We start from the raw sequence: 23363 nt of genomic DNA, 5'->3' as shown, positions 1-23363 counted from the left end.
CCGCGTGCGTTGCGGCGCCGGTGGTGAGAGCGGGCCCACGCGACCGCCCAGGGGTCCGACCCGTCGGCGACGCCTACTGTGGGGATCGTGGAGCGCACCGGGCGTGACGGACCGCCGCGGGCGCTCGTGGTCGGCGCCGGCGTCGCGGGACTCGCCGCCGCGGCCTCGCTGGACCGCGCCGGGTGGAGCGTCGACGTCTGCGAGCGTGCTCCCGCCCGGCGCACCGGCGGGTACTTCGTGCGCCTCGCGCCCGAGGGCCTCGCCGCCGCCGGCCGCCTCGGTGTCTCCGGCGGGTTGCGCACCCGGCTGCCCGCCGACGGGATCATCACCGGGGTCGACGGCCGCGGGCGCACCGTGTCCCGGGTCGAGGCGTCGCTGGCCGACGACCCGCGCGCGCTGGCGCTCGTGCGGGGCGACCTGGAGGCCGCGCTCTGGGCGGCGCGCCCCGACGACGTCACGGTCCGCTTCGCCACCGCGCCCCGGCGGCTCGACCCGCGCCGCGACACCGTCGACGTGGTGCTCGACGGCCCGGAGGGCTCCACGCGCGAGCGCTTCGACCTCGTCGTCGGCGCCGACGGCGTGCGGTCGGCGGTCCGCGGCATGGTCTTCGGCCCCGACGACCACTTCCGCCACGACTTCGACCAGGTCGTGATCTCCGCGATCCTGCCGCGGCTGCCCGGCGAGCTGCGCGAGGGCGACTACGTCGTGCCCGCGGAGGTCGGTCGCACCGCGCACCTCATGGCCGTCGCGGAGCACGACCCCGTCGTCTTCTTCACCTTCCGCGCGGACCGGCTCGGGGTCGACGGCGCCGACGCCGCCTCGCGCGCGGCCCGCGACCCGGTGGGCGCGCTGCGCCGGGTCTACGGCGACTTCGCGGGGCTCATGCCGGAGATCCTCGACGGCGTCGAGGAGGCCGGCACCACCCACGTCGACACCGTCGCCCAGATCCGCATCGGGTCGTGGCGGCGCGGTCGCGTCGTGCTCGTCGGCGACGCCGCGTGGTGCCCGACGCTCTACTCCGGCCAGGGCTCGGCGCTCGCCCTCGTGGGTGGCGAGACGCTGGGCACCCATCTCGCCGCGCACCCCGACGACCCCGAGGCCGGGCTCGCGCAGTGGGAGCAGGCCCACCGGCCCGCGGCGCTGGCGGCGGGCAGCGCGGCGCGACGGTCACGCCACTTCTTCCTGCCCGGCAACCGTCTCGTGGCCGCGGTGCGCCGCGGCGCGCTGCGCGTCGCGTCGTGGCCGCCGGCCGGTCGGGTGCTGCACGCCCTGGCGTCGCGGGCCGCAGGACCCGGTGGCCCCGGTGGACCGGGCGGCGCAGGCGACGACGCCGGGATCGGTGCACCCGTCGGCAGGGGACGGGCACCCGATCGGGGCGACGTTCACCCGAGCGCCACGTCCGGGTCGCCCGCGATGGGGCCTCCTGCTTTCGGTCGCCCGTAAGCTGGTCGCCGCCGGTGTCGGCGCTGGGCCGAGCGTGTGCCCCGGCGGAGACGTCGCGAGGCCCTCGACACCACGGGCGCCGACCCGCCCGCTCCCCTCGACGAGAGGACGTCAGCCACCCTCATGGCTTCCCTCCCCGCGCCTCGTCCGTCCCGCGGCCTGCTCGCCCGCGTGGTCGACCCGTTCGGGATCGCCGACGGCGTGCTCGACCGCGTCGACCCGTTCCGCCACCGCGGCCGCCGCGTGTGGCGCGGAGCCGGTCGCGTGCAGATCGGTGTGCCCGCCGTCGTGCGCGAGTCGGGGGAGGAGCTGGCGCGCGCGGTCGAGAAGGCGATCGCGGCGCACCCGCAGGTGGCGTGGGCGGCGGTGAACGCCGCGCTCGGGGCGGTCGTCGTCGGCCTCCTCGACGAGGGTGAGGGCCCCGTCGGTCTGCCCGACGACGACACCGTCGACGACCTGGTCGACCTCGTCGAGATCCTCGAGGAGCGCGAGGGTGGGGACGCGGTCGAGGCCGCGTCCGCACCGTTGATGAACGCCGCGCAGCAGGCGTTCACGATCCTGGCCGCCGACATCGCCGGTCTGGGCGTCGCCGCCCTCGGCACGGTCCTGCGGCGCACCCCGCTGCCCACCGAGCTCGCCTCCGCGGCCACCTTCGTCGACCACCAGCCCCGCCTGCGCGAGGCCGTGGAGCGCGCGGTGGGCCAGGAGCGCGCCAACGTCCTGCTCGCGCTGTCCAACGCCGCCGCACAGGCCCTCGGCCAGGGCCACGCCGGCCTGCTGGTCGACGCCGCCTACCGGGCGATGCAGGTCGCCGAGGCGCGAGCCCGGCAGCAGACCTGGGAGGACGCCGAGCCGCGGCTGCTCTCCAACCCCGAGTGCGCGGCGGCCCGCGCCGACGACGCCCTCGCCGAGCCCCGCCCCGTCCCGCTGCCCCTCGGTCCGGTCGAGCGCCACGGCGACGTGGTCGGCGCCGCCGCCCTCGCCGGGTTCGCGGGGGCGTCCGCGCTCACGGCCACCCTGCGCAAGGGCGCCGGCGTCGCGCTCTCGACGCTGCCGAAGGCCGGGCGCCTCGGCCGCGAGGGCTTCGCCACCACGTTCGGCCGGGTGCTCGCCCGCCGCGGCGCCGTCGTGGTCGAGCCGAGCGCGCTGCGCCGCATGGACCGCCTCGACACCGTCGTCCTCGACGCCGAGGCCCTGACCACCGGCGTGCTCATGCTCGGCGACCTGCTCGCCCTGCCGGGCGCCGACGGCACGGCCGACGCCCTCGACGAGCTCGTGCCGCGCGTGCACGAGCTCTTCGACCCCGAGGACGCCACCGCGCCGCGCCGGCTGAGCGCGGACGGCGAGCACTGGCTGCTCACCGGCCTCGACGACATCCCCGGCGGCGACGACCCGCGGGCGGTCGAGGCGGGCGAGGTCCTGCGTGCCGACGGCGCCACCCACGTCCTGGGCCTGCGCCGCGACGACCGACTGACCGCCGTCGTCGGCGTGCTGCCCGAGCCGGCGTCCGCCGCCGAGGCGCTCGCCGCCGCCGCGCGCCGCGCCGGGCTCACCCTCGTGCTCGGCGACAGCGAGGGCACCGGCCCCGGCATCGCCGATCGCGCGGTGCCCGGGGAGAGGCCCTCCGCCACTCCGTGCGCGCGCTCCAGGCCGCCGGGTCGGGTGTCCTCGTCGTGTCCCGCGACCGCCAGGCCCTCGCCGCCGCCGACCTCGGCATCGGCGTCTCGCGCGCCGACGGCGTCGCCCCTGGGGCGCCCACGTGCTCGTGGGCGAGGACCTCGGCACCGCCGCGCTGCTCATCGAGGGCGTCAAGGTCGCGCGCGGCGTGTCCTCGCGCTCGGTGAACCTCGCGCGCGCCGGCACGGTGCTCGGCACGATCATGGCGACGGCGGGCACCGCCCCGCGCGGCCCGGGGCTCGCTGGGCTGGCCGTCAACGGCGCCGCCGCGGTGTCGCTCGGCAACGGCGCCTGGTCGGCGACGGAGCTCGGACGTCGCGTCGTGGTCCCCGGTGTGAGCCGCACGCCCTGGCACGTCATGCCGACGAGCACCGTGCTCGCCCGCCTCGACGTCACCGAGGGCGGCCTCACCTCCGCCGAGGCGCACCGCCGCCAGCGCGACGACCCGGCCGCGGCCGAGACCGAGACGTCGCTGGGCCGTGCGTTCCTCGACGAGCTCAACAACCCGCTCACCCCGGTGCTCGCCGGCGGCGCGGTGCTCTCGGCGGCCATCGGCGCCGTCGTCGACGCCGCGATCGTCGTCGGCGTCACCGCGTTCTCCGCACTGATCGGCGGCGTGCAGCGCGTCGCCACCGACCGTGCCGTCGCCGGGCTGCTCGAGCGGTCGTCCATCCGGGCCCGCGTGGTCCGCGACGGGACCTCCCGCGGCGTCGGCGCCGACGAGGTCGTCGTCGGCGACATCATCGACCTCGGGCCCGACGACGTCGTGCCCGCGGACTGCCGCGTGCTCGAGTCCGACGGGCTCGAGATCGACGAGTCGTCGCTGACCGGCGAGTCCCTGCCGGTGCCGAAGTCGCCCCTGCCGGTCATCGCGCGCACCGTCGCCGACCGCCGCTCGATGCTCTACGAGGGCTCGACCGTGGCCACCGGCCGCGGGCGCGCGGTCGTCGTCGCCACCGGGTCGAGCACCGAGGTCGGCCGCTCCACCGCCGCGGCGAGGGCGGCCGCCCCGGTCGCGGGCGTCGACGAGCGTCTCGCCGGGCTCACCAGCGTCACCACCCCGCTGGCGATCGCGTCGGCCGGTGCCGTGGTCCTCGCGGGCGCGGCGCGCGGCCTGCCGTTCCAGCAGAACCTGCACTCCGGGGTCGGCCTGGCCGTCGCCAGCGTCCCCGAGGGCCTCCCGTTCGTGGTCTCGGCGGCCCAGCTCGCGTCGGCCCGGCGCCTCTCGGCCGAGGGCGCGCTGGTGCGCAACCCCAAGACGATCGAGGCCGTCGGGCGCACCGACGTCCTGTGCTTCGACAAGACCGGCACGCTCACCGAGGGACGCCTCGCGCTCTCGGCGATCTCCGACGGCGTCAAGCTGCGGCCCACCGACCGCCTGCGCAAGCGCCAGCGCCGCGTGCTCGCCGCCGCGCTGCGCGCCACCCCGCGTCCGGCGCCGGGGGAGCGGCTCGCGCACCTCACCGACCGCGCGGTGGTCTACGGCGGCCAGCAGTTCGACGTCGACCCGGCGCACAAGCGGCCGGGCTGGTGGCCGGTGGCCTCCCTCGACTTCGACCCGTCCCGCGGGTACCACGCGACCCTCGGCGAGGTCGACGACCCGGAGGAGGACGGCGGTCCGTTCCGGCTGATCTCGGTCAAGGGTGCGCCCGAGGTGGTCATCGCCCGCGCCACCGGCTGGGCGGGCACCCCGCTCGACGACGAGGCCCGCCAGCGCCTCCTCGAGCACACCGAGCTGCTCGCGGGGCAGGGCATGCGCGTGCTCGCGGTGGCGGAGCGGGTGCTCACCGCCGAGCAGCACGCGGCTCGTGCGGCGGAGCGCGACACCGACGGCGCCGACGACCGCACCCTCGACGACGGCGACGTCGCCGACCTCGACTTCACCGGGTTCGTCGGCTTCACCGACCCGGTGCGCGCGGGCTCGCAGGCCACCGTGCGCGACCTGCGCGACGCCGGTGTCCAGGTCGTCATGATCACCGGGGACCACCCGAGCACCGCCGAGGCCGTCGCCGAGGAGCTCGACGTCCTCGGCCGGGCGAGCGGAGCGACGGGGAACGACAACGGCGGGATCGTCGTCACCGGCACCGAGCTCGACGCCCTCGACGACGACGCGCTCGACGAGCTCATCCCGCGCGTCCGCGTCATCGCGCGCGGCACGCCGTCGCACAAGGTGCGCGCGGTGCAGGCGTTCCAGCGCCTCGGGCGCACGGTGGCGATGACGGGCGACGGCGCCAACGACGCGCCGGCCATCCGGCTCGCCGACGTGGGCATCGCGCTCGGTCGCCGCGGCACGCCCGCCGCCCGCGCCGCGGCGGACCTCGTCATCACCGACGACCGCCTGGAGACGATCCTCGCGGCCCTGGTCGAGGGCCGGGCGATGTGGGCGTCGGTGCGCGAGGCGCTCGGCGTGCTCGTCGGCGGCAACCTCGGCGAGATCGCGTTCACGGTGCTCGGGGCGAGCACCACGGGCACGTCGCCGCTGAACGCCCGCCAGCTGCTGCTGGTCAACCTGCTCACCGACCTGGTGCCCTCGCTGGCGCTCGCGGTGCGCGCGCCCGAGCCGGGGTCGGCGGCCGCGCTCCTGGCCGAGGGGCCGGACGCGTCGCTGGGCGAGGCCCTCAACCGCGAGATCGGGCTGCGGGCCATGGCCACCGCGGGCGGTGCGAGCCTTGCGTGGCTGGCGGCCCAGACCACCCCGTACGGCAGCCCGGCCCGCTCGCGCACGGTGGCGCTCACGGCGCTCGTCGGCACCCAGCTCGGCCAGACCGTCGTCGCCGGCGGCGGTCGCAGCCCGCTGGTGATCGGCGCCGGCGTCGTCTCCGCGGGCGCGCTGTTCGCGGTGGTGCAGACCCCGGGCATCAGCCAGTTCTTCGGCTGCACGCCGCTCGGCCCGATCGCCTGGGCACAGGCCGCCGGCTCGGCCACCGTCGCCACCGCGGCCTCGGTGGTCGGACCGGGGCTGGTGCGCCGGTACGGTCCGGTCATCGTGCCCGAAGGATCGCCGCAGGAGGCGTGGCTCGCCCGCCTCGAGGAGGTCCGTGACGAGGCCACCCGGCGGTACGTCGAGCTGCAGGACCGCGCGGCGGCTGCGCTGAACGGGTGAGACCAACCTCGGCTGCCGCGCGTTTGTGCAGGTCGCGGCCTGGGAAACATTCGGCTTGAAGAAGCCGTCAGACAGGAGTTGAGACCGTCATGGCCGACCGGTACGTCGTTCCCACCGAGGACGGCTGGCAGGTGCAGAAGAAGGGCGCCCAGCGAGCCAGCGCCAAGGCGGCCACGCAGGCCGAGGCCGTCGATCGCGCCACCGAGATCGTGTCGAAGGACGGCGGCGGCAAGGTCGTCGTGCACGGCACCGACGGCAAGGTGCGCGACACCCACAACGTCGCCTCCGGCGAGGACAACACCGCCGCCGAGGCCGCCAAGGCCACCACCAAGGCCAACGCCGAGGGCGCGCGCGCCAAGGCCGAGTCCGCCTCGGACAAGGCCTCGAGCAGCGCCAAGAAGGTCGGCGCGGACGCCAAGGCGACCGCGCAGAAGGACGCCGACCGCGTCCAGGCCTCGGGCAAGAAGGCCGCGGCGCAGGCCGAGGCCGGCGCGTCCGGTGTCGCGGACGAGGCCAAGAAGGCCGCGGACGGCGACAAGTCGGTGTCGGCGGCCGCCAAGGACGCCGCCACCGTCGCGCAGGTCACCGGCGACCAGGTCGCCACCACGACCTCGCGGGCCGGCGAGCGCGTCGCGAAGGACGCCACCCGGGTCGCGCAGCACGCCGGCTCGGAGGCCAGGGTCCGCGCCGACGAGGCCGGCGAGAAGGTGGCGAAGGCCGGCGACCGCGCCGACACCGTCTCCTCGGGCATCGCCTCGGAGCTCGACGGGGCCGGCGACGCCGCCGCGGCGCGCGTCGGGCGCGCGAGCGAGGCCGCGGCCCAGCAGGTGGACCGCAACGTCCGCCAGGCCGCGGACCAGGTGCGCGACAACGCGCCGGGCTACAACCCGGTGCGCGTCGTCGGCAACGCCGCCGCGATCGCCGTCAAGACCGGCTTCAGCGTCGCAGGCGCCGTGATCTCCACCGGGGGTCAGGTGCTGCAGTTCGCGGCCCGCAAGGTCACCGGACGCTGACGCCCGAGCCCACGCACGACGAAGGGCCCGTCCCCCTCGGGGGGCGGGCCCTTCGTGTGTGTGGTGTTCCCGGCTCAGGCGGCGCGGGCGGAGCTACCGGTCCGGGCGCCGCGACGCATCGCGCGGCGCTCGTCCTCGGAGGTGCCGCCCCAGACGCCGGCCTCCTGGCCGGTGTCCATCGCCCACTGGAGGCAGCCCCGCTGCAGGGGGCATCCGCCGCACACGGCCTTCGCCTCGGCCAGCTGGGCCGAGCCGGGACCGTGAGCGGTCAGGGGGAAGAAGAGTTCGGGGTCGTGGTCGCGGCAAGCCGCGAGCTCCCAGTCCATGATCCTGCTCATCCAATCTCGCTCGTGGTGGTCGAAGCTGTCGTTCGTGCTGTCCGCGCCGGGGCGGCCAGGCGCCGCGGCCCGCTGCCGGGCGCGTGCGCACCCGGCGACGGACCCTGCGGCACGTCGTGCGCCGGGCGTCGGTACGTATCCGGAGGTCCTGCGTGACGGTCCTCGACGGCGACCCGCGGGGGCCGACGTCTCCGGGGACCGGAGCACTCGATGTACTCGGTATGACGTCGAGGTCCCCGTCCCGGTTCCCTCGACCCACGACGACGTGTCGTCGTGGAGCGGATCCCCGGGCGTGCGGGGGCACCGCGTCAGCCGAACACCATGATCTAGCCGTACAACGCGTCGGGCAAACCCATTGGATCCACACCACCCTGTCGCAGTGGTGTGTTGCTGGTCACAGCTCTTGCTCACGCTGCGCCGATCGAGGTCGGGCGATCGGGTGGCAGGGCCTCCCACCGGGCACGATCGGCTGCGGTCCGCCTCCGGACGGGTCACACTGATCGCGTCGTCGCCCACGATCGGGCGACGCACGATCGTGGGGGTCGGCTCCCGGATCCGAGGAGGACGTCATGCGCGCACGGCGCACGGCGCGCGACACCGTCATCTGGCTCGCGGCCACGGCGGGCATCGTCGCCCTGGTGCTCGGCGCGTCGATCATCGGCGCGGTCCTGCTCGCGTTCGCGCTGTGGCAGCTGGTGCTCGTGGCCCGGCGCGGTGGCGGCCTGTTCGTCGACCAGCGCCGCGCCGACCGCCCGGGCAAGCCCACCGTCAGCTGACCCGACCCGGGGGTGCGCCCGGGGTGCGCGCGCGGAGATCATGGCTCCATGCGCTGCGCGGTGATCGGGGGGACGGGTTACGTCGGGGTCCGGCTGGTGGCCCGGCTGCTCGACGACGGCCACGAGGTGGCCGCCCTGGTCCGCAGCCCGCACAAGCTCGCCGCGACGGGATGGGCCGCCCGCGTGGACGTCGTCCCCGGCGACCTCGCCGACCCGTCCGCGATCGCCGCCCTCGTGGCGGGCGCCGACGCGGTGGTGTACCTCGCGCACGCCCTCGACCAGCCCGACTTCCCCGAGAAGGACCGCGACGCGGCCCGGGCGGTGGACGCCGCGGCGGCGGACGCGGGCGTGCGTCGCGTCGTCTATCTGGGCGGGCTGCGGCCGTCCGGCCCGTCGTCGCGGCACCTCACGTCGCGGGCCGAGGTGGCCGACGTGTTCCTCGCCGGCCCGGTCCCGACCGCCGCGCTCGAGGCGTCGATCGTGGTCGGCTCGGGCTCGGCGAGCTTCGAGATGATCCGCTACCTCGCCGAGCGCGTGCCCGTGCTGCCGGCCGTGCCGTGGCTGGCGCACCGCACCCAGCCGATCGCGATCGCCGACGTCCTGCACTACCTCGTCGGCGCCCTCGACCTGTCGCCCGAGGTGAACCGCCGCTTCGACGTCGGTGGCCCCGACGTCCTGAGCTACCTCGAGCTCATCCGCCGCTACCTGCGCCTCGCCGGGCTGCCCCAGAGCGCCGCGGTCCCGCTCCCCGTGCCGGTGCCGCCCGGCGCGCCCGCACTGGCCGGCTGGGTGGTGGAGGCGCTCACCCCGCTCTCGCGGCAGCTCGTGACCCCGCTGATCGAGTCTTTGTCCCAGGAGCTCGTGTGCGCCGAGGAGGACGTGCTCACGGTGATCGGGCCGCCGCCCGGCGGGCGCACGACCTACGACGCCGCGGTGCGGGCGGCGCTGGGGCGCCCGCGCGACGGCGACCGCGCCGAGCCCGTCCCCGTCGACGACCCGGCACTCGCGGGCCCGACCGACCCGGAGGGCTCCGGGGGAGCGGTGTACCGCTGGAGCACCACCGAGCCGTGCGCGGCGGACGCGGACGCCCTGTGGGCGGTGGTCGACGGGATCGGGGGCGACGCCGGCTGGTACGTCCCGCTCGGCGCGTGGACGGTGCGCGGCTGGACCGACCAGCTGCTCGGGGGCGTCGGGGCCTACCGGGGCCGCCCGCACGGACGCCCGCTGCGCGCCGGCGACGTCGTCGACGGCTGGTGCGTCGCGGCCGTCGAGCCGGGCTCGACGCTGCTCCTGCGCTCGGAGCTGCGCCAGCCCGGGCGGATGTGGCTCGAGCTCGCCGTCGACCCCGACGTCTCCGGTCACGGCTCGCACCTGCGCCTGGCGGTGCGCTTCGCCGCCTCCGGCCTGCCGGGCGTGCTCTACGGCCGCGCGATCCAGGCGGGCGCGCCGGCGATCTTCGGCGCCATGGCCCGGGGCATCACTGCGCACGCCACGTGAGCGATGTTCCCGGCTATAGCCGGGAACATCGCTCACGGCGGTCAGGGCAGGAAACGCTCGCGGGCGTCGCGGACCACGGCGGCGAGGTCGCCGTCGGCGCGCCGGGCCGCGGCGCGCTGGCGCTCGGAGCCCGTGCCGTCGGCGAGCAGGCGGGCGCAGCCGTCGGCGGCCCGGTCGGCGTCGCCGGCGTCGGCCAGGGCGTCCGCCACGTGCTCCCGCAGCGCATCGAGCACCGTGCCCGCGGCGGCGGTGCGGCCGTCGCGCGGGTCGACGAGGGCGTCGGTCAGGCCCCAGCGCGCGGCACGCCAGTGCGCCAGCCGCAGCGCCTCGACGGGCGTGCTGGGCACCGGCGTCCCGCGACGGTGGTCGCGCGCGGCGGTGGCGACGAGCCCCCGGGCGAGGACGGCCACGAGCACCGCGTCCTCCACCTCGAGCGCCACGTCGGTCACGCGCACCTCGACGGTGCCGAGCTCGCGCGAGAGCCGGGCGTCGAAGTAGACCATCGCGTCGTCGAGGACCGTGTCGGTCGCGAGCATCGCCGCGACGGCCTCGTCATAGGCCGCGAGCGAGCCGAACACCCGCGTCGGGCCCGCCGAGGGCCACCGCGACCAGACGACCGACCGGTAGCTGGCGTAGTCGGTGTCCCGGCCCCGCCAGCAGGGCGAGTTCGCCGCGAGCGCGCGCAGCACCGGCAGCCACGGACCGATCCGGTCCAGGACGCCGACGCCCTCCTCCGGCGAGCCGACCTCGACGTGCACGTGCTGCCCGCTCGTGAGCTGCGACGTGGCGATCGCGCCGAAGCGCTGCGCGATGCGCCCGTAGCGGCCCTCCTGGTTCGGCCCCGACCCGCCGCCGTCCTCGGGCGCCAGCGGCGAGGTCGCGAGGCCGGCCACGTCGACGCCCTGCGCCTCGGCGGCCTCGCGGGCCTCGATCCGCCGCCGGTGCAGATCCGCGGCGAGGTCGTCGGCCTTGGTGTGGGGCGCGGTCGCGGTCTCGACCTGCTCGGTGCGCATCTCACCGTCGAGCGAGCCGTCGGCCGCGTCCCGCACCGCGCCCGACCAGCCCCGCGGCGCGCCGCTCCCGGGGTCGACCAGGAGCAGTTCCTCCTCCGCCCCGAACGGGGGCACCTCGCTCATGCTGCGAGCTTCCCACCTGCCCGGCGCGCGAACCGTCGGCGGCCTACCGTGATCGTGTGGGTGGTGACGGCGACGGCTGGGTGGTCTGCGACGCCGGGCACCGGCACTGGGGCCGGTTCGGGGCCGCCGGGCTGCTGCTGCGGCACGCGGGGCACCGCGGGCACGCCGACTGCGTGCTGCTCGCGCACCGGGTGTGGTGGAGCCATCACGGCGGCACGTGGGCATCCTCGGCGGCGCCCGCGACAGCGGCGAGACGGCGCGCGACGCGGCGCTGCGGGAGGCCGTCGAGGAGACCGGCATCGACCCGGCCCGCGTCCGGCTGACCGGCGACACCGTCGACGACCACGGCGGATGGTCCTACGTCACCGTGCACGCCCGGCTGGAGACCGACGTCCCGCCGGCGCTCGAGCCCACCGACGGCGAGGCCACCGAGCTGCGCTGGACGCCCGTCGAGCAGGTGTCGGACCTGCCACTGCACCCGGGGTTCGCGCAGTTCTGGGCGGGTCCGGACGCGCTGGAACCCCTACCGTGAACCCATGGCGACCGCTCCTCCCGACCCCAGCGACTTCCTCGGTGTCGACGCCGACCTGAGCGCCGAGGAACGCGACATCCGCGACGCGGTGCGCGACTACGCCGCCGCGGAGCTCAGCCCCCGCATCGCCGAGTGGTACGAGTCGAACACCCTGCCCCGCGACATCGCCAAGGGCCTGGGCTCGCTGGGCCTGCTCGGCATGCACCTCGAGGGCTACGGCTGCGCGGGCACGAACGCCACCTCCTACGGGCTGGCCTGCCGCGAGCTCGAGGCCGTCGACTCGGGGCTGCGCAGCTTCGTCAGCGTGCAGGGGTCGCTCGCGATGTACGCGCTCCACCGCTGGGGCTCCGAGGAGCACAAGCAGCGGTGGCTGCCCTCGATGGCCACCGGCGACGCGCTGGGCTGCTTCGGGCTCACCGAGGCCGACGCGGGCTCCGACCCGGGCTCGATGCGGACGCGCGCCCGCCGTGACGGTGATGACTGGGTGCTCGACGGCTCCAAGATGTGGATCACCAATGGCACTCTCGCCGACGTCGCCGTCGTCTGGGCCCAGACCGACCCGGACGCCGGCAGCAAGGGCATCAGGGGGTTCGTCGTCCCCACCGACACCCCCGGCTTCACCGCCAACGAGGTCAAGCACAAGCTCTCGCTGCGGGCGTCGCTGACCGCCGAGCTGGTCCTCGAGGGCGTCCGGCTGCCCGCCGACGCCGTGTTCCCCGACGTCGCGGGCCTCAAGGGCCCACTGTCGTGTCTCAACGAGGCGCGCTACGGCATCCTCTGGGGCGCCGTGGGCGCGGCGCGGGCCTGCTACGAGTCGGCCCTCGCCTACTCGATCGACCGCGAGCAGTTCGGGCGGCCGATCGCCGGGTTCCAGCTGACGCAGCGCAAGCTCGCCGACATGGTGGTCGCGGTGAACCAGGCCGGCCTCACGGCGTCGCGCATCGGGCGGCTCAAGGACGCCGAGCAGCTGCACCCCGCGCAGGTCAGCTTCGGGAAGATGGCCAACGTCCGGGCCGCGCTCGACGTCGCCCGCTCGGCGCGCACCGTGCTCGGCGGCAACGGGATCACGCTCGAGTACCCCGTGTTCCGCCACATGACCAACCTCGAGACCGTCCTGACCTACGAGGGCACCGAGGAGATGCACGCCCTGTCGATCGGGCAGGCGGTCACGGGGATCGCCGCCTTCCGCTGACGGCGTCGAGCGCGGCGGCTACCGGGGTGGCGCGCACTCCACCCGGTTGCGGCCCCCGTGCTTGGCGGCGTAGAGCGCGGCGTCGGCGCTGACCATGAGGCCGTCGAGGTCGCCCGACGACTGCGGGAACGAGGCGGTGCCGATCGAGGCCGTCATGCCCCGCACGGTGCCGCCGCCGAGGGTCGGGGCCACGACGACCTCGCACTCGGCGATGCTGCGCCGCAGACGCTCGGCGGTGCGCACGACCTGCTCGGGGTTCGCCTCGGCGAGCAGCACGATGAACTCCTCGCCCCCGAAGCGTCCGACCGCGTCGTAGGGGCGGACCTCGGCCCGGAGGGTGTCGGCGACCGCGCGCAGGACCGCGTCGCCCACGAGGTGGCCGTGACGGTCGTTGATCGCCTTGAAAGCGTCGATGTCGACCATGATCACGCCGAGCTCGCCGCCCCGGCGGCGCAGACGGGCGAGCTCGCGGTCGGCCTGGTCGCGCCACGCCGAGGCGTTGGCGAGGCCGGTCTTGGGGTCGGTGCGGGCGGCGCGCGCGAACTGCTGGATCAGGAAGCCGCGGTGCATGCCCATGACGGGGATGAGCAGCACCGGCAGCAGCCACGGCGTCGTCACGGCGACGACGGCCAGGGCGGCACCGAGGGCGAGCGCGCCGATGCCGATGAGCGTGTCGGTGGGGGACCCGAGCCGCTTCCACCAGGGCGTCCCCGGCGCGCTGAGGCAGATCATGAACACGACGAGCCCGTGGTTGACCACCCAGCGGGTGACGCCCGCCGCCACGAGGACGAGGAGCCCGAGCGGGCCGGCGACCTTGACCAGGACGCCGCCCGGCATGAGCTCGAGGACCCGCCACGCCGCGACCGAGGCGATGAGCACGGTGGCGGCGGAGTACGTCCACCGGTGCGGCACCGGGCGCTGGCTGACCCGGAGCCACCAGTACGCGAACGTCACGACCACGAGGGCCAGGGCCAGGCCGATGGGGAGCAGGAGCAGCCCCGCGAAGCTCCAGACGGACTTCAGCTCGATGTAGGGCTGGCCGTCGGCGACCACCTCGCGCCGTCGTTCGATCCCGCGGGCGGTCTCGACGTGGATGACGAGGCCGAGCACCAGGAGCGCGAGCGCCCGCCAGTCGGCAGGCCCGATCGGCTCCGTCCCGGCGACACCGAGGGACAGGCCCACCGCGACGAGGTCGACGAGCAGGACGGCGACGACGACCCGGCGGGGCGCCTGCCACAGGCTCCAGCGGCGCGGGTCGAGCCGGCGAGGGTCGAATCGGCGGAGAGCGGAGCGTCCGGGCGGCGCAGCGGCCGTGGTGGCCGTGACGTCGGACACGTCGACGTCGGGACCGTCCACCGGGCCGTCGGCGGTCGCGCGGGCCGGACGGACCGGCTGCACCCCGTCGCCCTCACCGGTCCGGATGGCCCCCTCCGTCACAGGACGTACCGAACGTTCGGGCTGCGCTGCTCCGGACGCGGGAGAGAGCGCGGACCCGGGGTCGCCAGGACCCCTCACAGGTTCACGCGCCGTCACGATGAGTGACCTCCTCCGAGCCGACGGAGCGCCGCGAGGGCGGTCTCCGCGTGCGGAACACGGTACCGACGGACTGTGGATCTCGTCATCCCGCATCACCCGTTGGGCAGTAATCACTCCGATGGTTGACGCCCAGTCGCCGTCTGGTCACGCACAGCGCCGTTGGCGAGCATCGAGGGGCGGATGCGCCGCGACGCACCGCCGGATGTGACAGTCCGGTCGCTCTCCGTCAGCGCGGAGAGCGGTCGGCGGTCGCGCCGACGTCGCGGCTCGGCCCACCACACAGCGTGTGCGATGGGCCACGTCCGTGGCGGCGGGCCCGACCCGTCCGACCGACCCCCACAGATCCGAAGGGAACCCCCGTGGCCGACTCGAACTGGCACCGCGACTCCAACTGGCACTTCGCCGACTCGAACTGGCACCGGGACTCGAACTGGCACTTCGCGGACTCCAACTGGCACTTCACCGACTCCAACTGGCACCGGGACTCGAACTGGCACTAAGGCCCGGACACCTCGAGAGTCGCGCTACTGGCTGGTATCGCTCGCCTGGCGAGCGATACCAGCCAGTAAGCACGCCCGGGCTCGATCACGACGTGCGGGCGCGGTCCCAGGCGACGGCGCACACGACGGCCACGACGACGCCGAGGGCGCCGGCGAGGGCCACGGCCGCCGCCGGTCCGGTCCGCTCGGCGAGCAGGCCCGCGACGAGCACCCCGAGGCCCTGCGTGACGCGCAGGGCCGTCACGGCGAGCCCGAAGGCCTGGCCGCGGTGCGCGTCGGGCACCGCGGCGACGAAGGCGGCGTTCGCCGGCACCTGGTAGGCGCACGCCAGCCCCGAGACCACCCACAGCGCGATCACCCCGCCCAGCGGCGGATCGAGCGCGGAGGCGACGAGCGGGACGCACGAGAGCACCGCGAGCGGCCCGAGCAGCCGGTCGCGCCGCGCCGGGGGCACGAGGCGGGCGAGCAGGACGATGCCGAGCGCCGCCCCGAGCGGGTTCGCGGCGAGCAGCAGGCCCACGGTCACCGGCCCGCCGCCCAGCGACGCCGCGTACGGCGCGGCGAGGCCCTCCACCGTCACGACGAACGCCGACACGCAGGCGAGCGCGACCAGGGAGCGCAGGCGCCGGTCGCCCACGACGATCCGGGCGCCGTCGCGCAGGCGGACGCCGGCGTCGTCGGGGACCCCGCCCGTCGCCCGTTGCTCCGCCACCCCGACCTGCAGGATCAGCGCCGAGACCACGAACGTCGCGGCGTCGGCGAGCAGGGCGACCGGCACCCCGACGAGGGCCACCAGCGGCCCGCCGAGCGCGAACCCGAGGACCTGGCCGCTCTGGTACGTCGTGCCCGACACCGCCGAGGCGACGACGTAGCGCTCCCCGGTGAGCACGTGGGGCAGGATCGCCGCCCGCGCCGCGGCGAACGGCGCGGCGATCAGCTGGCCCGCGACGACCAGCCCGCAGAGCACCGCGAACGGCACCCCGGGTACGGCCATGAGAGCGAGCACCCCGGCGCGCAGGAGATCGCTCACGACCATCGTCAGCCGGCGCGGGGCGCGGTCGGCGATGCCGGAGAGCAGGGGACCGGCGACGAGGTCGGGCAGGAAGGTCAGGGCGTAGGTCAGCGCGGTGAGTCCCGCCGACCCCGTCTCGGTGAACACGAGGACGGCGAGGGCGACGCGGGCGACCTGGTCGCCGAGGACCGAGAGCAGCTGGGCCGCCCAGAGGGCCCGGAACTGGGCGTCGGCGAAGACGTCGCCGAACCGCGCACCGCCCGTGTGCGGACCGTCATCCTCGGTCACGGTACGACGACTCTACGGACCGGAAAGTCGACACGCCCGAGATCCGGGGGGCACTGGCGCCACACCCGTCCCACGGTGCACACTGCAGCGCTGGGTGATCCAGAGGACCGAAGTTCGGACGAGGACGTTGGGGAAGGCGCTTCTCGTCGAGCCGGAGGTCAGCAGTGAGCACCCGTGGCGTTGTCTACGTCCACTCGTCGCCGTCTGCGGTCGGACCGCACGTCGAGTGGGCGCTCTCGAGCGTCCTCGACGCTCGGGTCGTGCTGAACTGGTCCGCGCAGGACGCGGCACCAGGGACGGTGCGTGCCGAGTGCACGTGGGTGGGTCCCACGGGCACCGCGGCCCGTTTGGCGACCGCTCTGCGCGCCTGGGGGATGGTGCGCTTCGAGATCACCGAGGACCCCTCCCCGGGCACGGATGGCGAGCGCTTCAGCCACGTCCCCGGCCTGGGCCTGTGGCACGGCCGCACCAGCGCCAACGGCGACATCGTCCTCGGTGAGGACCAGGTCCGGACCGCCCTCGCCGGCGCCGGCACCCGGGAGGCGCTGACCCGCCGCCTCGACGACCTGCTGGGCACCCGGTGGGACGCCGCGCTCGAGGAGTTCCGCTACGCCGGCGACGGCGCCGCCTCCGCCCGACTGCACCAGGTCGGCTAGTCGGTGTGAGCTGGTGGGCCTCCCCACCTACCGGCGGGAGCGTGTCGGGGGGTACTGGCAGGGTGGGCCTCATGCTCGGTCGGTTGCGGGACGGCGCCCTCGCCGACCGCCTGCGTCCGGGCATCGTCGTGCCCGTCGTGCTCGCCCTCGCCCTGGTGCTGGTCGTCGTGGCCGGGGCCGTGCTCGGCACCCGCGCCGCCACCGTCGCCCGGGCCGCGGTGGGCGACACCGGGCCGGTGCTCGTGGGCGCGGAGCTGCCCGCCGACGGCTCCGCGGGCCCGCCGACCGTCGTGCTGTCCGCGTCGGCGGCCGCGCACCCGCAGTCGGGCGCGGTCCGCGATCTCCTCCAGCGCTGGACCGACGCCCGCAACAGCGGCGACCTGTCCGCCTACCGGGCCACGCTCGTCCCGGACGCCCGCGTGGACGCGGCCGCCTTCGCCGCGGCCGCGCGCACCCAGCGCGTGGGGTCGGTCGTGGTCCGCCGCATCGACCCCGTGGCCGGGGGCGAGCTCGTCGTGCCGCTGGGGTACGTCACCACACAAGACCCGGCCGACGCGCCCGCGGACGTGCGGGTGCCGCGGCTGTGCTGGCAGGTCGGGGCCGTCGTCGAGGCCGAACGGGGCGAGCCCCGCCTCGTCGACCCCCGACCCGGCAGCCAGCTGCGGACGCCCTGTTAGTCAGCTCTAGGCAGGCGTGATCGCCAGGCACACGTTGTGCCCGCCGAAGCCGAACGAGTCGCTGATCGCGGCGTCGAGCGACACCTTGCGCGCCTCGCCCGCCACGACGTCGAGGGTGACGTCGGGGTCGAGCTCCTCGAGGTTCGCGGTGGGCGGCACGAGGCCCTCGCGCACCGACAGGATCGTCGTGATCGCCTCGACGGCGCCGGCGGCACCGAGCAGGTGACCCAGCGAGCCCTTGGGCGCGGTGAGCACGGGGTGCTCGCCGATCGCCTTCTTGACGGCCACGGTCTCGGCCACGTCGCCCACCGAGGTGGCGGTCGCGTGGCAGTTCACGTGACCCACGTCGGATGGGTCGAGACCCGCGGTGCGCAGCGCCGCGGCGATGGCGCGCGACTGGCCCGTGCCCTCGGGGTCGGGCGCGGTGATGTGGTACGCGTCGGCGCTGGTGCCGATGCCGGCGATGCGGCCGTGCACCGTGGCCCCGCGGGCCTGCGCGAACTCCTCGCGCTCGAGCACGACGATGCCGGAGCCCTCGCCGAGCACGAAGCCGTTGCGGCCGGTGTCGAAGGGGCGCGAGGCCCGCTCGGGCTCGTCGTTGCGCAGCGCCATGGTGCGGGCCTGGCTGAAGCCGGCGAGCGTGATCGGGTGGATGCACGCCTCGGTGCCCCCGGCCACGACCACGTCGACCTCGTTCGCCTGCAGCATCCGCCAGCCCCAGGCGATGGCCTCGGCGCCCGAGGCGCACGCCGACACGGGCGCGTGGACGCCTGCCGCGGCGCCGAACTCCAGGCCGACGTGCGCGGCCGGGCCGTTCGGCATGAGCATCGGGATGGTGAGCACCGAGACCTTGCGCAGGCCCTGCTGCTCGAGGATGTCGTCCTGGCCGAGCAGGGTGAGTGCGCCGCCGATGCCGGTGCCGATGATGACGGCGAGCCGGAGCCCGTCGACCTTCGGCGAGCCGTCCTCGGTGGACGGGTAGTCGCCGAGGTCCGCGTGCGCCCAGGCCTCCCGGGCCGCGACGATCGCGGTCTGCTCGCTGCGGTCGAGGCGCCGGGCCTCGACACGCTTGATCGTCTCGGTCGGCTCCGTCGCGAGCTGCGCGGCGATCTTCACCGGCAGCTCGAACGTGTCGACCCACTCCTCGTCGATGGTGGAGACGCCGCTGCGACCGGCCAGGAGGCCGTCCCACGTGGTCGCCACGTCGCCGCCGAGCGGGGTCGTCGCTCCCATGCCGGTGACGACGACCCCCTGGCCGGTGGCGCTCACGAGTGCGAGGAGATGTAGTCGACGGCGTCCTGGACCGTGGTCAGCTTGGCGAGCTCGTCGTCCGGGATCTTGACGCCGAACTTGTCCTCGGCCTGCACGGCGATCTCCACCATGGAGAGCGAGTCGATGTCGAGGTCGTCGACGAACGACTTCTCGGAGGTGACCTCCGCGGCGTCGACGCCGGCGACCTCCTCCACGATGCTCGCGAGGTCGGGCAGGATCTCTTCGTTGGTCGCCACTGGCTCCCTTTCTCGTGCTTCTCTTCGTTCGGTGCGCGCCGTGCGGTGCGCACCGTAGGACGTTTCAGGGCAGGACGACGACCTGCCCCGCGTACGACAGGCCGGCGCCGAAGCCGATGAGCAGCGCTACGTCGCCGGACCGCGCGCGCCCGGCGCCGCGCATGTGGTCGATGGCCATGGGGATCGAGGCCGACGACGTGTTGCCGGAGTACTGGATGTCGTCGGCGACGCGCAGATCGTCGCGGGCCCCGGCCTGGCGCAGGCGCTTCGCGATCGCCTCGACGATGCGCAGGTTGGCCTGGTGGGGAACGAGCACGTCGATGTCGGCGGGGGTCAGGCCGGCGGCCTCGACGGCGCGCAGCGCGACCGGCGCGATCTTGGTGGTGGCCCAGCGGAAGACCGCCTGGCCCTCCTGGCGCAGCGCGTCGGTCTCGTCGATGTGGATCGTGGAGACGAGGTCGCCCGCCGCGCCCCAGACGACCGGGCCGACGCCGACCTCGTCCTCGGTGGTCGCCGGTCCGAGCACCGCGGCGCCCGCCCCGTCGGCGAAGATGATGCAGGTCGAGCGGTCGTCCATGTCCAGCCAGTCGGAGAGCTTCTCCGAGCCGATCACCAGCACGTGGCGCGCGGTGCCCGAGCGGATCATGTCGCCGGCCATGCCGACGCCGTAGCAGAAGCCGGCGCAGGCGGTGTTGACGTCGAACGCCCCGATGCCGTTGACCCCGATGCGGTCGGCGGTCTGCGCCGCGGCGTTCGGGATCGGCTTGGCCATCGTGCAGGTGGCGACGATGACGGCGTCGAGGTCGGTGGGGGAGACGCCGGCGTCGGCCAGGGCCTTCGACCCGGCGTCGACGCCCATCGACACCACCGAGTCGTCTGCGGAGCCGAAGCGCCGCTCGATGATGCCGACGCGGCTCTGGATCCACGCGTCGTTGGTCTCGACGCGCTTCTCGAGGTCGTGGTTGGTGACGACCGTGTCGGGCTGCATGCTGCCGAGCCCGAGGATGCGGGCGCCGGCGACGGGCGGCGTCAGCTGGATCTTCACGCGTGCTCCCCGATCGTCTGCGCGGCCTTCTCCAGGTCGTCCGGTGCGTTCACGTTGACGACGGCCGTCCCCTTGATCGCGCGCTTGACCATGCCGGTGAGCGTGCCCGCGGGCGTCAGCTCGATGACCGCGTCGACGCCCCGGGCGGCGAGGGTGTCCATGCAGGAGTCCCAGCGGACCGAGCGCGTCACCTGGGCCACGAGGCGGTCGAGGAACTCGCCGCCGTCGGTGACCACCGCGCCGTCGGCGTTCTGCAGCAGCGGGTGCGAGGGGTCGGCCGGGGCGAGCTGCTCGCGGTGCTCGCCGACCCAGGTGCCCAGCGCCTTCTCGGCGGGCTCCATGAAGCGGGTGTGGAACGCGCCGGCGACCGACAGCGCGCGGACCCGGGCGCCCTCGGGCGGGTTCTCGACGAGCGCGTCGATGGCGTCCTTGCGGCCGGCGGCGACCACCTGCCCGGACCCGTTGCGGTTGGCGGGCTCGAGGTCGAGCTCGGCGAGACGGGCGAGCACGGCGTCGGCGTCCCCGCCGAGGACGGCGGCCATCGACGTCGGCTCCTCGGCGCACGCGGCGGCCATCTCCCGTCCGCGCACGGCCGCGAGGGCGACGGCCTGCTCGGCGTCGATGACCTCGGCGATCGCCGCGGCGGCGAGCTCGCCCACGGAGTGCCCGGCCACCACCGCGTCGTCGGGGACGGTCACCTCGAGCCGGAGCTGGTCCCACGCGAGCAGCGCGGACGCCACGAGCAGCGGCTGCGTCACGGCGGTGTCCTCGATGGCGGCGGCGTCGGCCTCGACGCCGAGGTGCTCGAGGTCGAGCCCGGCCGCGTCGGAGAACGCCTGGAGCCGTCCACGGGCCTCGGGGCGGTCGAGCCACGGGGCGAGCATGCCGGGCTTCTGGGCGCCCTGACCGGGGGCGAGGATCGCGATCACGTAGCCACCTCATCACGACCCCACGTCGGGCCGAAGGCGTCGGGGCGACGAACTCGCGTCCGCCGTGGTTGTGGAGTTCCCACAATGCCCCGGATCACACACCCCCCACCAGGGGCGGCGTGGACCACATCGATGCAGGTCAGAGGCTCATCCCTGTGATGTTCCGGAGTGCAACCGATCGAGGACGAGTGCGAGCCGCAGCACCAGCGCGCCGCGCGCCTCGCCGGGGTGACGGCCCGTGACCTCGGACACCCGCCGCAGCCGGTAGCGGACGGTGTTGGGGTGCACGTAGAGCGCCCGGGCCGCGGCCTCGAGCACGCCGGAGACGTCGAGGTAGCACTCGACGGTGGCCGTGAGCTCGCCACCGGCCTCCCGCAGCGGCGCCGCGACCTCGCGACGCAGCTGCTCGACGGCGCCGGCGTCGCCGTCGAGCACCCGCTCGGGGAGCAGGTCGTCGGCCGCCACGGGGCGCGGGGCCCCCGGCCACGCCCGGACCGCGCGGTGCCCGGCCAGCGCGCGCGTCGCGCTGAGGTGGGCCTCGGTGAGCCCGGCGACCGTGGGGCCGGCGACGACCGCGCCCGGCCCGAACGACGCCGACAGCTCGTCCAGCGGCGCCCCCGGCCCGGCGATCATGACGAGCTTCGCGCCGTGCGTCCCGAGCAGCACCGTCGCCCCGGCGCGGTGGGCCGCGCGCCGCACCGCGTGCAGCGGCTCGGGCGGCTCCTCGGCCGGCGGCTCGCCCACCAGCACGGTGGTCTCGGCGGCCGGGTCCCAGCCCAGCGCCGACGCGCGCGAGAGCAGCGTCTCCGCCGCCTCGCCGCGCACGACGGCGTCGACCACCAGCGCCTCGAGCCGCGCGTCCCACGCGCCGCGGGCCTCGGCGGCGCTCGCGTAGACGGTCGCGGCGGAGAACGCGACCTCGCGCCCGAAGCGCAGCACGGCGTGCTCCAGCGCGGCCCGCTCGGCCTCGTCGGCGCCGAGGCGGGGGATGCGCTCCTCGAACACCGCGATCGCGATGCGCACCAGCTCCACGGTCTGGCGCAGCGTCACGCGGCGGGCGAGGTCGAGCGGAGCGCTGCGGAAGGCCTCGGCGGTGAGCCGGGGGGTGGCGTCGGGATCGCGCAGCCAGGCGACGAAGTTCGCGGCGCCGGTCTGGGTGACCAGCAGGACCCCGGAACGCTGCTCGGCGGTCAGGCGCGTGAACCAGGGCAGGCGGGCCGCCATCGCGGCGACTCCGGCGTTCGCGACCTCCCCGGAGGACCGCTCGAGGCGGCGCAGCGTCGTGGCCCGCACGGAGCTGCGACCTTCCGCGGCGCGGCCGGGAAGCCCCGGGACCGCGGCGCTGGTCATGGACGGGGAGCATGGCACGGATGGCGACCGTCCGGATCCGTCCGCGCGAGGAGCGCCCGGTCAGCGAGGGCGACGGGGTGCGCTCGCGCCACGGGCTGTCGTTCGGGGCGCACTACGACCCGGAGCGCACCTCGTTCGGCGCCCTCGTCGCGCACAACGACGACGAGCTCGCCGCGGGCGTCGCGTACGGGGCCCACGAGCACCGCGACGTCGAGATCCTGGCGTGGGTCGTCGACGGCACGATGATCCACACGGGACCCGACGGCGTCGACACGCCCGCGCCCGCCGGGACCCTGCAGCACCTCGTCGCCGGCACCGGCTGGCACCACGACGAACGGGCCGCCCCGGAGGCGCCCGCGCACCTCGTCCAGGTCTGGGTCACGCCGGGGATGGACGACCCGCCGCCGGGGGAGCCGTCGCTGACCCACCACCGGCCGGACCTCGCCGCCGGGCCCTTCGTGCTCGGGCTGCGCCGTCCCGGCGTGACGGTGACGGTCGCGCGGCTCGCCGCCGGCGACGTCTGGTCACCGGCCGACGGGGAGTTCCGGCACGTGCACGTGGCCCGGGGTTCATTGGAGGACGCCTCGGCGGGCGACAGCCTCGAGGTCACCGGCACCGGGGCGGTCGAGCTCCGGGCGGGCCCCGACGGCGCCGAGCTGGTCGTCGTCACCACCCGACCCCGGACACACGACGGGGGCGGGGCGTCTCCCGACGCCCCGCCCCCGATTTCGTGAGGTGACTCCGCCGAGTCCTTACAGCGGCGTGACCTGAACGGCCTGCAGGCCCTTCTGGCCCTGCTCGACGTCGAACGAGACGCGCTGACCCTCGTCCAGGGTGCGGAACCCGCGGGCCTGGATGGCCGAGTAGTGGACGAACACGTCAGCGCCACCACCGTCGGGAGCGAGGAAGCCGAAGCCCTTCTCGCTGTTGAACCACTTGACGGTGCCTTCTGCCATTCTTGCTCCTCATACCGATGTCACGAGGCGTCGATCAGCCCCGACCTTCAGATCCGCCGCCGGAGCCGGGAGCTCCGGAACGTCGGAGCCGCGCCGCCAGGATCGTCCGGGGGCGTCCGGGCGGCGTGACGGCGACAGCCTATCCGGAAGGACGGGGTGGGAGACCAGCCCCGATATCGACTCTCGCGACGAACGGTCA

General features: G+C 75.6%; 22 protein-coding genes. 11 read left to right on the top strand and 11 right to left on the bottom strand.

Features of this window, described 5'->3' with window-relative positions; translation table 11 throughout:
- Nucleotides 1-87 precede the first annotated feature (87 nt).
- The gene (locus tag ACQPYN_RS20965) at nt 88-1443 is read left to right on the top strand and encodes an FAD-dependent monooxygenase (protein ID WP_433027088.1); all 1356 of its coding nucleotides are present in this window, start codon (nt 88-90) and stop codon (nt 1441-1443) included.
- 111 nt (nt 1444-1554) lie between these two features.
- Here ACQPYN_RS20965 and ACQPYN_RS20960 read toward each other — a convergent pair whose 3' ends face one another.
- Nucleotides 1555-2886, bottom strand: a complete 1332-nt coding sequence (locus ACQPYN_RS20960; RefSeq protein WP_433027085.1) for a hypothetical protein — start codon at nt 2884-2886, stop codon at nt 1555-1557.
- A gap of 316 nt (nt 2887-3202) precedes the next feature.
- Between ACQPYN_RS20960 and ACQPYN_RS20955 the strand changes: the two genes are divergently transcribed.
- A complete protein-coding gene (locus ACQPYN_RS20955) occupies nt 3203-6223 on the top strand; it encodes a cation-translocating P-type ATPase (protein ID WP_433027082.1) in 3021 nt (1006 codons plus the stop codon).
- Nucleotides 6224-6312: 89 nt separating this feature from the next.
- A complete protein-coding gene (locus ACQPYN_RS20950; protein WP_433027079.1) occupies nt 6313-7236 on the top strand; it encodes a DUF2188 domain-containing protein in 924 nt (307 codons plus the stop codon).
- Between the two features lie 74 nt (nt 7237-7310).
- On the opposite strand, the gene ACQPYN_RS20945 is transcribed toward ACQPYN_RS20950, so the two are convergent.
- Nucleotides 7311-7562: a WhiB family transcriptional regulator gene (locus ACQPYN_RS20945; RefSeq protein ID WP_433038973.1), complete on the bottom strand. Its 252-nt coding sequence runs from the start codon at nt 7560-7562 to the stop codon at nt 7311-7313.
- Nucleotides 7563-8143: 581 nt separating this feature from the next.
- On the opposite strand from ACQPYN_RS20945, the gene ACQPYN_RS20940 reads away from it, so the two are divergent.
- Nucleotides 8144-8350, top strand: coding sequence for a hypothetical protein (locus ACQPYN_RS20940; protein WP_433027076.1), 207 nt, complete (start codon nt 8144-8146; stop codon nt 8348-8350).
- A 48-nt stretch (nt 8351-8398) separates the two neighbouring features.
- Nucleotides 8399-9847: a DUF2867 domain-containing protein gene (locus ACQPYN_RS20935; protein ID WP_433027073.1), complete on the top strand. Its 1449-nt coding sequence runs from the start codon at nt 8399-8401 to the stop codon at nt 9845-9847.
- A gap of 41 nt (nt 9848-9888) precedes the next feature.
- On the opposite strand, the gene ACQPYN_RS20930 is transcribed toward ACQPYN_RS20935, so the two are convergent.
- Nucleotides 9889-10983: a carboxylate-amine ligase gene (locus ACQPYN_RS20930; protein ID WP_433027070.1), complete on the bottom strand. Its 1095-nt coding sequence runs from the start codon at nt 10981-10983 to the stop codon at nt 9889-9891.
- A 217-nt stretch (nt 10984-11200) separates the two neighbouring features.
- Between ACQPYN_RS20930 and ACQPYN_RS20925 the strand changes: the two genes are divergently transcribed.
- A complete protein-coding gene (locus ACQPYN_RS20925) occupies nt 11201-11515 on the top strand; it encodes an NUDIX domain-containing protein (protein WP_433027067.1) in 315 nt (104 codons plus the stop codon).
- A 4-nt stretch (nt 11516-11519) separates the two neighbouring features.
- Complete coding sequence (locus ACQPYN_RS20920; protein ID WP_433027064.1) at nt 11520-12707, top strand: acyl-CoA dehydrogenase family protein; 1188 nt, start codon at nt 11520-11522, stop codon at nt 12705-12707.
- 18 nt (nt 12708-12725) lie between these two features.
- On the opposite strand, the gene ACQPYN_RS20915 is transcribed toward ACQPYN_RS20920, so the two are convergent.
- Nucleotides 12726-14144, bottom strand: coding sequence for a GGDEF domain-containing protein (locus tag ACQPYN_RS20915; protein WP_433027061.1), 1419 nt, complete (start codon nt 14142-14144; stop codon nt 12726-12728).
- 458 nt (nt 14145-14602) lie between these two features.
- Between ACQPYN_RS20915 and ACQPYN_RS20910 the strand changes: the two genes are divergently transcribed.
- Nucleotides 14603-14743 carry a hypothetical protein gene (locus tag ACQPYN_RS20910; protein WP_433027058.1) on the top strand — a complete coding sequence of 47 codons (141 nt, stop codon included), beginning with the start codon at nt 14603-14605 and terminating at the stop codon, nt 14741-14743.
- Nucleotides 14744-14828: 85 nt separating this feature from the next.
- Here ACQPYN_RS20910 and ACQPYN_RS20905 read toward each other — a convergent pair whose 3' ends face one another.
- Nucleotides 14829-16043, bottom strand: coding sequence for an MFS transporter (locus ACQPYN_RS20905; protein ID WP_433027055.1), 1215 nt, complete (start codon nt 16041-16043; stop codon nt 14829-14831).
- A gap of 164 nt (nt 16044-16207) precedes the next feature.
- Between ACQPYN_RS20905 and ACQPYN_RS20900 the strand changes: the two genes are divergently transcribed.
- Together ACQPYN_RS20900 and ACQPYN_RS20895 are read left to right on the top strand one after the other, a co-directional pair.
- The gene (locus ACQPYN_RS20900) at nt 16208-16699 is read left to right on the top strand and encodes a DUF3145 domain-containing protein (protein WP_274195536.1); all 492 of its coding nucleotides are present in this window, start codon (nt 16208-16210) and stop codon (nt 16697-16699) included.
- A 71-nt stretch (nt 16700-16770) separates the two neighbouring features.
- The gene (locus tag ACQPYN_RS20895) at nt 16771-17376 is read left to right on the top strand and encodes a hypothetical protein (protein ID WP_433027052.1); all 606 of its coding nucleotides are present in this window, start codon (nt 16771-16773) and stop codon (nt 17374-17376) included.
- A 6-nt stretch (nt 17377-17382) separates the two neighbouring features.
- Here the strand turns inward: ACQPYN_RS20895 and ACQPYN_RS20890 are convergent, their stop codons facing one another.
- The 5 genes from ACQPYN_RS20890 to ACQPYN_RS20870 all read right to left on the bottom strand — a co-directional run bounded on the left by ACQPYN_RS20890 (nt 17383) and on the right by ACQPYN_RS20870 (nt 22208).
- Entirely contained in the window at nt 17383-18645 is a 1263-nt protein-coding gene (locus tag ACQPYN_RS20890) for a beta-ketoacyl-[acyl-carrier-protein] synthase family protein (protein ID WP_433027049.1), read from the bottom strand.
- Nucleotides 18642-18884 carry an acyl carrier protein gene (locus tag ACQPYN_RS20885; protein ID WP_274187924.1) on the bottom strand — a complete coding sequence of 81 codons (243 nt, stop codon included), beginning with the start codon at nt 18882-18884 and terminating at the stop codon, nt 18642-18644. The genes ACQPYN_RS20890 and ACQPYN_RS20885 overlap by 4 nt, the downstream gene beginning before the upstream one ends.
- A gap of 64 nt (nt 18885-18948) precedes the next feature.
- The gene (locus ACQPYN_RS20880) at nt 18949-19929 is read right to left on the bottom strand and encodes a beta-ketoacyl-ACP synthase III (protein ID WP_433027045.1); all 981 of its coding nucleotides are present in this window, start codon (nt 19927-19929) and stop codon (nt 18949-18951) included.
- The gene (locus ACQPYN_RS20875; protein ID WP_433027042.1) at nt 19926-20858 is read right to left on the bottom strand and encodes an ACP S-malonyltransferase; all 933 of its coding nucleotides are present in this window, start codon (nt 20856-20858) and stop codon (nt 19926-19928) included. Before ACQPYN_RS20875 ends, ACQPYN_RS20880 begins: the two co-directional genes overlap by 4 nt.
- A gap of 147 nt (nt 20859-21005) precedes the next feature.
- Nucleotides 21006-22208 carry a PucR family transcriptional regulator gene (locus ACQPYN_RS20870; protein WP_433027039.1) on the bottom strand — a complete coding sequence of 401 codons (1203 nt, stop codon included), beginning with the start codon at nt 22206-22208 and terminating at the stop codon, nt 21006-21008.
- A gap of 20 nt (nt 22209-22228) precedes the next feature.
- Between ACQPYN_RS20870 and ACQPYN_RS20865 the strand changes: the two genes are divergently transcribed.
- The gene (locus ACQPYN_RS20865) at nt 22229-22942 is read left to right on the top strand and encodes a pirin family protein (protein ID WP_433027036.1); all 714 of its coding nucleotides are present in this window, start codon (nt 22229-22231) and stop codon (nt 22940-22942) included.
- Between the two features lie 18 nt (nt 22943-22960).
- Here ACQPYN_RS20865 and ACQPYN_RS20860 read toward each other — a convergent pair whose 3' ends face one another.
- Nucleotides 22961-23164: a cold-shock protein gene (locus ACQPYN_RS20860; protein WP_116710338.1), complete on the bottom strand. Its 204-nt coding sequence runs from the start codon at nt 23162-23164 to the stop codon at nt 22961-22963.
- Between the last annotated feature and the right edge of the window lie 199 nt (nt 23165-23363).

The sequence above is a fragment of the Actinomycetospora sp. CA-053990 genome, assembly GCF_050948445.1.
Taxonomy (GTDB): domain Bacteria; phylum Actinomycetota; class Actinomycetes; order Mycobacteriales; family Pseudonocardiaceae; genus Actinomycetospora; species Actinomycetospora callitridis.
This window is presented reverse-complemented; position numbering and strand designations above follow the sequence as displayed.